Source organism: Catenibacterium sp. CAG:290 (genome assembly GCF_000437715.1).
Lineage (GTDB): Bacteria > Bacillota_I > Bacilli_A > Erysipelotrichales > Coprobacillaceae > Catenibacterium > Catenibacterium mitsuoka_A.
This window is the reverse complement of record NZ_FR898849.1, coordinates 36,592-47,448: the sequence shown is the minus strand read 5'-3', so window position 1 is coordinate 47,448 and position 10,857 is coordinate 36,592. Positions and strand designations below refer to the sequence as shown.

Genomic DNA, 10,857 nt, shown 5'->3' with positions numbered 1-10,857 from the left:
TCCATTTTACAACCAAGAGGTGCAAATCTTTATATTAATATAGTGGACTTGTTTAACGGATTCACTGGACTTTTCTAGCGTAACATATGGACTTATTTTACCGTATGGAGTGGCCTTGCCACTCCGTAATATTCACTAACTTGCAGATTCAGTATATCACTATGAAATAGATATCACAATTAATATATTAGTTATAACTAACAAAAAAACATGAACATCATGTGTTCATGCTTATGATTCTTCATCCAATTGTCTTATACCTTTACCATTCTTACGCACTCCTGCCTTACCAATATAGACAATACCTTTATTGGTTGCTTCATCTCTCCCAAATAAGAAATAGATGCCTGTTTATTTTAGTTCATCTCTACTCTTACGTTCTTTTTATGAGGTACGCGGAAATATAAAGACAAGACCTGTCTAGTTCGCAAGTGTGCATTTAATAATTGTATCAGTTCCTGCAGGTAGGATAAATGGTGCAGCAATTGAATAATCAAATATCACAATGTCTGCCTTATACATGAGAACCTAGATTGTAGGCTTCTTTGAGTTTAGTATTACTAGATATATCTCCACCACTAGATACACCACCACAAAGTACAGTACCTTTAATAGATGTCTTTTCAAAGCAGTCAATCCATCCATTTAGTCCAGTAATAGCTTTTTCAAAGACTTCGTCTCCTTCTTCTGCAGCTGTCGCAAGAAGATATACATCTCTAAACTTATAATCTTTAGAATACATTGGATTGAGACGATCAATAAGAGTTTTCATCTGACCACTCATTTCATAATAATAGATAGGTGTAGCCCATACAACAACATCAGCATTAAGTACACTATCCATAATATCCGTAACATCATCCTTAATGACACAATGTCCTAGTTTTTGACATGCAAGACATCCAATACAGAAACGAATATCTTTATTTTTAAGTGAGATATATTCTACCTCATTTCCAGATTCTTTTGCCCCTTCTACAAAACTTTTCGCAAGTAATTCTGAATTACTATTACTTCTCAAACTTGTTGATAATACAACGACTTTTTTACTCATAACATCCTTCCTTTCCTATAAGAATAGCTTAAAGGCTAAAGTGAACTTCAAGGCAAGAGAATTATTATTTTCTTTGAAGTGTTTTACCTAATAGTTCTCCTATGAGAGCAATCATAGAATAGGCAATAACATAGACCCATGCTGAAGTGTTGTAATATATGAATAATGTAGGAATAAACAGAATTGCGACAATAAGAGGGTAAATGAAATCAAATTTATTGCTTAATCCATAAATAATGGAAGTGAACAGTGTTATAAGAGGAATGACAATGAGTAGAATAAATATACCACTTCCTGTATCTTTAATTAATATTGGAATAAGATAGAAAGTAATGAAAATAATGAGATAATAGATCCAGTTCTTTTTAATTTTATCCATAATTACATCTCCTTATGATTATACATTATATAAATTAACGTGATTTTTTCTTAAAATAGAATACACCAATCAGACACAAGACAATTCCAATCAAAAAAGGAATCGAATAGAGATAGGCAATTTCAACTGGAGCACTCGTTCCTCCCACTTTAATGTGCCATTCCATATTACAATAGTTATAAGCAACAACAGCACACATAATATGAGAGAGAATAAGCGAGAAATAGTTTTCATAATGAATCCTACTAGTTCATTAAATTATCCTTTAAATCTAATATTTTAGTTTCAATTTGTTTAATAATTTTTACGAATTCTTCATCACTTTTACCTGTAGGATCTAATAATCCCCAGTTATCATCAAAGGGTCTACCTATGAATGGACATCCTACATTACATCCCATAGAAATCGCAATATCTGGTTTTGGGATATCCTTTATAAGTTTAGAGTATTGCGCCTCTTCCATATCTATGCCATACATCTGTTTCATTATACGAACAGCATCTTGATTTATAACTGGTTTTGTTTCTGTTCCTGCAGAATAGCTTTCAAAAACATCAGATGCGAGATAATGTCCTAATGCTTCAGCTATCTGACTTCTACAGGAATTATGAACACATATAAATGCAACTTTCTTTTTATCCATAATAAGGACATCTCTCCTTTATACATTGTTTATTCAGTTTTGAATAATGACAAGATGGATGTTCATATTCTAAAGTAACATCATAATGCGCATTGATATAATCAATCGCATTCTTAAATGAAATCATTGCGTCTCTTTTACAACATCTAGGCCCATTGATTTCACCTAAGTTCTTTAATGCGTTTGAAGTAAATTCCATATGATCTCCCCAGGTACCATCTAGCGATAAAGGTCCTGTATGATCAATGAGTGATAATGCTGCACCAAGTGATGTGACTGCACCGCATACTCCCCATAAACCACACATAGCACCAGGCATTCTTAATCCTTCTATCATGATTTTGTTTAATGCATCATCTAAATCAATTTCACCACCTGCATTTTTAAATGCAACGAGCAAACATGCTCCATCTAAAATATGATGTTCCGGTCCATGAATATTGATATAGTCATAATCCGCAATTTTTTTAAATATCTGTATAGGATTGTTTCCCTTTTCTTTCTTTATATCTTTGATGATTCGTTCGGCTTTTTCTTGTATTGTCATGAAAAGTCCTCCTTTATTCCATTATATAGTAAAAGTGACAGGATTACTCTATCGCCCTAATTATTTCTATTTTTTCTTAGATATGCGGATCGTCAAAGGTATTTCAACCCATAACATCGCAATCCACCCTATCAAGTAAGAATAAGGTAAGGCTTCTATTCCAAAGTTCCATATTAAATGAAAAAGTAAAAAAACGAGACTACATTGAATCTCGTTCTAGGTAATATATTCATTATTCTAATGTAAGAAGTAATGCCATCTTGAAACGTTTAGATGCTTTGACTGCATGCATGCCACCCTTCGCAAAACAGAAGTTCTCTCCTGCTTTAATGACATGGTCTTTACCCTCATAACTGATGATACCTTCACCATCTAATGCGAAGATGATAGCTTCTCCTGGTGCTGCATGTTCAGTAAGTCCAGTTCCTTCATCAAATGCCATTACTACAAATTTCATCTTCTCATTATGTACAATATCCATATTGATAATCTTACCTTCTGAATAAGGTAATAGTTCTGCAAGTTTAAATACTTCTCCTGGTTTAATCATTTCGTTCATAATATCTGTCCTCCTAATCATTGTTTCTGTATATATGACACCATCTTTAGTTCTTATACCTATTGGGGTATCAGTGAATGTGATCATACTTTCATTTGCTTTGACTACTTTGGTATAGCCATTATTTCCATAGACTTCCAACTTACCTTTCAAGACATAAATCATCTTATAGTAAGGATATATTTCAGCACTTATATCTGTATTTCTTGCAAGTAAGAAATAAGACAGTGTATCATTTACTGCTTTAGAAGTCGTACAGCCTGGTATTGGCTGATTATCCTTTGTGATAGAGAAGACTTCTCCTATTTTTTCATTCATGTCTAACTCCTTTCTTTATGGGATGTCTAATAACTGTTTTCCATTTTTCTGGTGCGACTCTTCTTGCATCAGAAAGATATATTTCATGATGTAATCTTTCTTTTGAAAGATCATTGATATATCCATTTTCTTCTAGATATTTATCCATAAGTGCAACAGAAACGGGTTCATCATCAAAAGGACCAATATGCATCATCTGTACACATAATCCCTCATCAATAGTAATAAATTCAGCACAAGAACAATCCATCTTTTTCTTAATAGATGCAGTTTCTACTGCCCATTCAAAATCTTTTTTAGTAATAAAGTCTGGTAAACGAATGACAGAAATCCAATTAAAAGTAGATTTATCGTCATAATCTATACCTTCAATACCATCCTGCCACCAGAAACCTTCTAGTGGAGGAACCACATATTCAAAGAATCCTTCTATCTTATAATCTGTTTTATAGCTCATCTTAAGTGTATAAGCGACTGCATATAGTACACTAATAGCCTTCTGATAAGCCCTACCTTCCTCGTTTGGATCCCCTTGTCCTCTTACCGCAATATAGTTAGCACGAGGGATAGTGACTATCATGGGTTTATTTTTAGGCATGTAGAATTCTTTATATTCTTTCTTAAAATCAAAAGCCATATATTACCTCCTGTATTAATTAGCATAGAAAAAGTCTAGAACATCTTTATACACTATTTCTTTATCTATTTCATTGAGTAGTTCATGTCTTTTATCTTTATACAGTTTACTCTTGACATTTTCATAACCTACTTCTTTCAAAAACTCTTCTAATTCATTAAACTTCTGCTTCCCTTGGATGACTGGATCATCAACACCTGCAATTAAGAATATAGGCAAAGAACTGTTTTGTGGATTCCAATCTTCTTTGATAAAAGCTGATTTTAATAGTTGGAAAAGATTTATAAAGCCACTAGTGGTAAAAGTAAACCCACATAGAGGATCAGTGTTATATTCATACACAGTCTGTAAGTTAGAACAGATCCATTCATTTTCAGTTGTATAGCCTTTGTTGTAGTATCCTACAGATAATCTATTCAGAATCTTATTAGGTTTATAGTCTTTATAAAATAATCCAGTAAGTTTTCCTGCAAACAATGCTAGATCAACAAGTTTATTTTCTGTAGGCGGACCACACAATACAATCTTTTCAATATGCTTTTCATATTTTTTTAGATAGTTTCTAGAAACCAATGTACCCATACTATGACTAAATATAGAGATATTTAATGTAGGATATCTGTTTTTCAAATATTCTGTAACTAGATAAGCATCATCTACAATATATGTTATATCGTTTGTATAGAAATATCCTAAATGTGATGTGTCTTTTACACTTGCACCATATCCTCTATGATCATGAATGGCACAAATATAGCCTTGTTGTGATAAATAGTTCATAAAGTCATAATAGCGTTCTTTATGTTCAGACATACCATGTATTAATTGAATAATACCGATAGCCTCTCCTTCTGGTTCAATAATAGCTAGTTCTAGGGGTAATTGATCTCTTTTTGATAAGAGTGTTTCAATAATCATATGTATTTACCTCGTTTCAAGTATATTTTTTGTACAATTTAATACTACACAATTAATATGAACTTTAGATGATGTATCTAAATATGAAGAGTCATTCTTATTATTCCTAAAATAAGCAAATGTACTGGATAGAAGAAATAGTTGAAGAGCTTGTTTTGTCTCCCTCTTTCTCCGTTATAAGTGAGATTCAAACCAAATCCAAGTAATGCCCAAGGTTCCTTAAACATTGACACATAACAAAATGGTATAGAATAGATATATTTATCATGAAATAGATACATGAAATAGCCAATAAGTACAGCATGATGTTCATAATCTAATCCTAGATTCATAGCTACAAAACACATAACTGTGACAATGAGGATGGATACAACATACCATAATGGTTTATTCAGTTTCTTTTTTAATACATCTATCACCCATATAATGGCAAGTACAAATGACAGTGTAAACATGATATTGTTCCAGTTGGGTTCAAAGAACAAAGCCGATGTACACATATCAAATGGGACTTCGGAGATGATTCCAAAGAGTAAAAGAGTTCCTAAGTATTTCCATTTGTTTCTTGTATGAAAGTATCCTTCTATGAGAAGAAAGATAAATATTGGAAAAGCAATTCTTCCTAAAATATCAAATAAATCACTTATTCTATTAAACAATCCACCATCTAGATTAGGATAGATAATAGCTTTATTGAAATGATCAATCAGCATTGAGGCAAATGCGATATATTTTAATTTTGCACCTGAGAATATCTTGATTCTCTCTTTTATATTATTCATACATCTCATCCTTTCAAAACCATTATAACATAAAAGGCTGATTCACAAAGGAATCAGCACCCGTATACTAGTATTTTACTCTTTCTCTTATATAAGGACTAAAGTCTATTCCACTCTTACGATCAATGAGTGTATTGCAGTTGATATTCAAATCTAATAATTCTGGCTTATCAACTCTTACTTTCAACCCCAAATCTCTGCTTAATGCATTTGCAGGAATAAAAAAAGAAAGAAATTAATCTTTCTTTGTGATGATATGCTTGATTTCATCATCTTTCCAGATAACTAAATCACAATCAAAACCTTCTTTAATAACTCCTGTATTTTTTAAACCTAATACATGAGCAACATTTTGAGTAAAGAATGGTAAAGCTTTTTCATATCCTAATGCATTCTTTAGAGAAATAAATTCTTTCTTTAAGTTAGAGACTGGTGTAATACCAATTTCTTTGATAGATCCATCTTCATTATATGTAGACCATGAGCCTTGTGCATCACTAGAAATAGTGACTTTAGAAGTATCCTTAAACTGTTTAATGAATTCTAGAGTCTTTCCATCACCTTCACATGTTAAGTCAACTGTACCACCCATTTCAGCAAACTTGAGTGCATCTTTAAATAAGTATGGATTACGACTACAGTGTGTAGGCTGGAATAAAGAAACAGGAATATCAGCTCTTTCTAATGCATGAAATACAGGAGTTAATCCTTGTTTTTCATCACCCATATGAAGTGTTAAATTCGCCTGTTTTCCAGCAATAAGACTTGCTGTACGAATTTGAGAAGCTAAACGAACAAGTTCATCATCAGTAATATGACTTGATCTATGATCACTTAAAGCAAGCTTAACACCTAGAATACTATCAATATATACAATATCATCTTCTACTGAATCAGTGAGCGTATATGTAGGATATGTATAACTTCCTGTTAGAATGTAGGTATGAACACCTTTATGACTTAACTCTTTAGCCTTCGCAAATAATTCTTTTGTGTTTCTTGTATAGCCATCTGTACCTAATAATCCAATAACTGTAGTAATACCTGCATCTAGTATTTCATTGACTTCAATAGGTCTAGCACGAGAAATAAAGCCTGCTTCTCCCCCGCCACCAGTAATATGTACATGACGATCAATAAGACCTGGTGTAAGGATACAACCTGTCCCATCAATTGTTTCAATAGAATAAGGATATGCGATATGATCATCTATCTTTTCTATTTTAGAATCTGAAATCAATAAATCTTTAACACCTAAATCTTCTGGTGCATAGACTTGAATGTTTTTAATTAGTTTCATACTTTTTCACCTCAATGAGTATTATATAGTAGATAAGTTGGTCATGTCATGTGAATTAGAGATAAAGTGTAAAAACACCTGTCAGAAACGATAGGTGCTTGTCTAATGTTGTATTATTATTTTTTTGAATCAATATACAATCCATATCCTAAAAACAAAATACCAATGATCATTGCTAGGATGGCTTCAATTGATAGAAATGGTCCTACATATTCTAATCCTTTTTTAAACAGAGAAGCATCTTTTGTAGCAATATTACTCATGAACATAGCAGCTGATATGTATTTTGCAGAAACTAGAATTGCGGATATCAGACAGAAAATAACACCAACACCTTTATTATTCATATTAGATCCTCACTTTCTTTGACAACTTTATTATATCATAATGACAAATATAAGAATATAAGAATAAGTTTTCTCATAAAAAATCCAGTTAATATTACAAGCATTTATGCACTTTGATATGCTTACAAATGATTTTCAAAAACTCTATATCAAATACAATAGTTTCTGAATCAGGTGCAGCTTGATATATAGAAAAATCACTTACATATGCTGTGAGTGGATCACAATTCATCTCTACATCGTGAACAATTTACTAGAAAATTTTAAAGCAACAATCCTAGTTCTTTGCATTCTCTTCTAGTTCCAAAATATACCTATCAAAATCGGACATAAATAATCTGTCCTGAATGATACGATATTTTTCAAATTCGGTTTCGGCTTTTGCTTTAGCAATCTCTGCAGTTATTTTACCTGCATCCTGAAGAACATCTCTATCATCAGCCATGAGGAATAGATCTAAACGTTTTGACCAATCTTCCATTGTCATTGGAATATGACGCTCTGCACGATCCTCTGCCAAATCAAGATAAGCAGATATAATACGTTCTAGAGAACGCATTTCCTTTTTACTCAAATAATTCTTCGCAATGGTCACATCACTTTTTAGAATCTTACCTTCTGGTGCAGCAGCCCAAGTAGTTAATCCCATATGGGGCTTTTCTGCATCTGCTCGTTCATAAATCAACTCTGCTGCTGTATGTCCATGAATTGCATAATGCATCTTATTCTGAACCTTTGCAAAGAACTGCTTTGTTGTTGCTACTGTTCGATCTTAATCAAGAGATGTGACATAGATGTCTGTTATCTTCTGATAGAATCTACGTTCAGATATACGAATTTCGCGAATCTGTTCAAGCAAACGGTCGAAATACTCTGCTGTAAGCACTGATCCACCGTTTTTTAGACGTTCATCATCCATGACCCAACCTTTGATTGTATAGTCCTTAACAATATCATTAGCCCATTTACGAAATTGTACAGCTCTCTCGTTATTTACTTTGAATCCAACTGCAATAATCATTTGAAGATTATAGTGTTTTGTATTACGAGTGATTTTACGTGAACCTTCAGTTTGAACTATTAGAAAATTTCTAATAGTTGCGGACTCTTCTAATTCACTATCTGCATAAATCTTCTTAATATGAGCATTTATCGTTGGTAAACTAACGTCATATAATGTGGCCATCATCTTTTGTGTTAACCATATATTCTCATCTTCATAGCGCATTTCAATACTGTCCTGCTGATTACCTACAGAGGCAACATATGTTAAGTATTCTGCTGCACTAGAACGAATGGTTATTTTATCATTTTTCTTTTTACAATTGAGGAACATAAAAAAGATTATAAAAAGATTGTAAACTTCCCATATTCCGTAGTATATTGTTAGACGGTAGTTTTAAATGTTAGTTCAATATAGAATGAGCTGTTTAAAAATAAGATTATAGGAAAGAGGATAGAATGATGAACATAGGATTTGATAATGAAAAATATTTGCAGATGCAGTCTGCTCATATTCGCGAACGCATTGCTCAATTTGACAACAAGCTCTACCTAGAGTTTGGTGGAAAACTGTTTGATGACTTCCATGCATCTCGTGTACTCCCAGGATTCCAGCCAGATTCTAAGATGCGTATGTTAATGCAGCTTAGCGACCAGGCTGAGATTGTGATTGTTATCAGCGCAGAGGATATCGAAAAGAATAAAGTACGCGGAGATCTTGGCATCACTTATGATGTAGATGTCCTTCGATTGATGTCTATTTTTGAAGAACATGGTCTGTTTGTAGGAAGTGTCGTTATTACAAAGTACAGTGGACAGCAGAGTGCTTCCTTATTTAAAAACAAATTAGAGAAGCTTGGCATTAAGGTATATCTTCATTATCCGATTGAAGGATACCCTTCTAATATTCCACATATTGTCAGTGATGAAGGTTATGGAAAGAATGAGTTTATCGAAACATCTCGTCCACTTATTGTTGTTACTGCACCTGGACCTGGAAGTGGTAAAATGGCAGTCTGTCTTTCCCAGCTCTACCATGAGCATAAAAGAGGCATCTGCGCCGGCTATGCTAAATTCGAAACATTCCCAATTTGGAATATCCCAGTGAAGCACCCAGTTAACCTTGCATATGAAGCTGCAACTGCAGACCTAAATGATGTAAATATGATTGATCCTTTCCATCTAGAAGCTTACGGAAAGACTACAGTCAACTATAACCGCGATGTAGAGATCTTCCCAGTACTCAATGCAATGTTCCAGCGCATTTATGGACAGAGCCCTTATAAGTCTCCTACAGACATGGGAGTTAACATGGCCGGAAATTGTATCTGTGATGATGCCGCGTGTAGAGATGCTTCTTGTCAGGAAATCATCCGTCGCTACTACGATGCAAGAAGACGCGCTCTTGCTGGCAAATGTTCCGAGGAAGAAGTATATAAAATCGAGATGCTTATGAACCAGGCTGGTATTACAGTCCACGATCGTCCAGTAGTTGACGTTGCTCTTTCTCGTGCAGAAGAAACAGAAGCTCCTGCTGCTGCATTAGAGCTCGCAGATGGCCGCATGATTACAGGTAAGACTACAGACCTCCTTGGTCCTTGCGCAGCACTCCTTTTAAATGCACTCAAAGAGCTTGCTGGTATTCCACACAGTCAGCCAGTCATCTCACCTGCAGCAATTGAACCAATCCAGACTTTAAAAACACAGTATCTTGGAAGCAAAAACCCACGTTTACATATGGATGAAGTGTTGATTGCATTATCTGTCAGCGCAGCTTCTGATCCAAATGCTCAGAAAGCATTGGAACAGCTTCCTAATCTAAAAGGATGTCAAGCTCATACATCTGTTATGGTCAGCGATGTAGACAGAAAACTATTTATGAAGCTTTCTATCCAGGCAACTTTTGAAGCAAAATATGAAAATAATTCTGTGATTTTTTCTAAAAAAGGTATATAACCCTAAGTAGTCTTCATCTTTTGAAGAAAGAAACAAAAAGAGACTTATCGCAAAAAAGATAAGTCTCTTTTTTGATTTTATTTCTCATACCCAGTCAATCCGACTACCCTTCCCAGTCTTTTTCACAATAAGTTTTGTGTATATCTGTTATTTTAAGTTCAAATCCAGCAATTTATTCCTTTTAATATACTAGACATTTTCTTGCTATTTTATAATCTTATCCTATAATTTATTCATGAAATCTCTTCGATACTTCTTATGTTAGTTTCAATGTCTCAATCTAAAATCTAATTACATACTTAATAAGTAGCGCTCAGTTTAAGAAAAATATTACTTTGGGTAATCTTATTCAGCAAAAATACCATAACGATATTTAATTTGCTTTCTTAAGTGAAATAGGCATAGGTGTAGCTC

Annotated in this window: 11 protein-coding genes and 1 pseudogene; 1 reads left to right on the top strand and 11 read right to left on the bottom strand. The window is 33.5% G+C overall.

From position 1 onward, the window contains the following. Positions 1-514: 514 nt before the first annotated feature. From QVO42_RS08170 to QVO42_RS08120, 11 genes and pseudogenes are all read right to left on the bottom strand, one after another. Positions 515-1,054, bottom strand: a complete 540-nt coding sequence (locus tag QVO42_RS08170; protein WP_022425635.1) for a flavodoxin family protein — start codon at positions 1,052-1,054, stop codon at positions 515-517. Between the two features lie 64 nt (positions 1,055-1,118). Next, the gene (locus QVO42_RS08165) at positions 1,119-1,433 is read right to left on the bottom strand and encodes a DUF2651 family protein (protein WP_022425634.1); all 315 of its coding nucleotides are present in this window, start codon (positions 1,431-1,433) and stop codon (positions 1,119-1,121) included. A gap of 245 nt (positions 1,434-1,678) precedes the next feature. After that, on the bottom strand, positions 1,679-2,077 hold the full coding sequence (locus tag QVO42_RS08160) for an arsenate reductase/protein-tyrosine-phosphatase family protein (protein ID WP_022425633.1): 399 nt from the start codon (positions 2,075-2,077) through the stop codon (positions 1,679-1,681). Beyond that, positions 2,070-2,624 carry a DUF5714 domain-containing protein gene (locus QVO42_RS08155; RefSeq protein ID WP_022425632.1) on the bottom strand — a complete coding sequence of 185 codons (555 nt, stop codon included), beginning with the start codon at positions 2,622-2,624 and terminating at the stop codon, positions 2,070-2,072. The genes QVO42_RS08160 and QVO42_RS08155 overlap by 8 nt, the downstream gene beginning before the upstream one ends. A gap of 232 nt (positions 2,625-2,856) precedes the next feature. After that, positions 2,857-3,501, bottom strand: coding sequence for a cupin domain-containing protein (locus QVO42_RS08150; RefSeq protein WP_022425631.1), 645 nt, complete (start codon positions 3,499-3,501; stop codon positions 2,857-2,859). Beyond that, positions 3,494-4,138: a GyrI-like domain-containing protein gene (locus QVO42_RS08145; protein ID WP_022425630.1), complete on the bottom strand. Its 645-nt coding sequence runs from the start codon at positions 4,136-4,138 to the stop codon at positions 3,494-3,496. The genes QVO42_RS08150 and QVO42_RS08145 overlap by 8 nt, the downstream gene beginning before the upstream one ends. A 15-nt stretch (positions 4,139-4,153) precedes the next feature. Continuing rightward, entirely contained in the window at positions 4,154-5,056 is a 903-nt protein-coding gene (locus QVO42_RS08140; RefSeq protein ID WP_022425629.1) for an alpha/beta fold hydrolase, read from the bottom strand. 77 nt (positions 5,057-5,133) lie between these two features. Then, entirely contained in the window at positions 5,134-5,838 is a 705-nt protein-coding gene (locus tag QVO42_RS08135; protein ID WP_022425628.1) for a TraX family protein, read from the bottom strand. 235 nt (positions 5,839-6,073) lie between these two features. Further along, on the bottom strand, positions 6,074-7,138 hold the full coding sequence (gene iadA / locus QVO42_RS08130; protein WP_022425627.1) for a beta-aspartyl-peptidase: 1,065 nt from the start codon (positions 7,136-7,138) through the stop codon (positions 6,074-6,076). A gap of 116 nt (positions 7,139-7,254) precedes the next feature. Beyond that, complete coding sequence (locus tag QVO42_RS08125) at positions 7,255-7,485, bottom strand: hypothetical protein (RefSeq protein ID WP_022425626.1); 231 nt, start codon at positions 7,483-7,485, stop codon at positions 7,255-7,257. Positions 7,486-7,762: 277 nt separating this feature from the next. Beyond that, positions 7,763-8,671, bottom strand: a pseudogene (locus QVO42_RS08120) (virulence RhuM family protein). Between the two features lie 275 nt (positions 8,672-8,946). On the opposite strand from QVO42_RS08120, the gene QVO42_RS08115 reads away from it, so the two are divergent. Continuing rightward, complete coding sequence (locus QVO42_RS08115; RefSeq protein ID WP_287515217.1) at positions 8,947-10,443, top strand: DUF1846 domain-containing protein; 1,497 nt, start codon at positions 8,947-8,949, stop codon at positions 10,441-10,443. The last annotated feature ends 414 nt before the right edge of the window (positions 10,444-10,857 follow it).

Bases quoted from the DNA above. Each gene is read 5' to 3' on its own strand.
- QVO42_RS08150 (WP_022425631.1), bottom strand. From the start codon at position 3,501: ATGAATGAAAAAATAGGAGAAGTCTTCTCTATCACAAAGGATAATCAG.
- QVO42_RS08135 (WP_022425628.1), bottom strand. From the start codon at position 5,838: ATGAATAATATAAAAGAGAGAATCAAGATATTCTCAGGTGCAAAATTA.
- iadA (WP_022425627.1), bottom strand. From the start codon at position 7,138: ATGAAACTAATTAAAAACATTCAAGTCTATGCACCAGAAGATTTAGGT.
- QVO42_RS08155 (WP_022425632.1), bottom strand. From the start codon at position 2,624: ATGACAATACAAGAAAAAGCCGAACGAATCATCAAAGATATAAAGAAA.
- QVO42_RS08145 (WP_022425630.1), bottom strand. From the start codon at position 4,138: ATGGCTTTTGATTTTAAGAAAGAATATAAAGAATTCTACATGCCTAAA.
- QVO42_RS08115 (WP_287515217.1), top strand. From the start codon at position 8,947: ATGATGAACATAGGATTTGATAATGAAAAATATTTGCAGATGCAGTCT.
- QVO42_RS08165 (WP_022425634.1), bottom strand. From the start codon at position 1,433: ATGGATAAAATTAAAAAGAACTGGATCTATTATCTCATTATTTTCATT.
- QVO42_RS08140 (WP_022425629.1), bottom strand. From the start codon at position 5,056: ATGATTATTGAAACACTCTTATCAAAAAGAGATCAATTACCCCTAGAA.
- QVO42_RS08125 (WP_022425626.1), bottom strand. From the start codon at position 7,485: ATGAATAATAAAGGTGTTGGTGTTATTTTCTGTCTGATATCCGCAATT.
- QVO42_RS08170 (WP_022425635.1), bottom strand. From the start codon at position 1,054: ATGAGTAAAAAAGTCGTTGTATTATCAACAAGTTTGAGAAGTAATAGT.
- QVO42_RS08160 (WP_022425633.1), bottom strand. From the start codon at position 2,077: ATGGATAAAAAGAAAGTTGCATTTATATGTGTTCATAATTCCTGTAGA.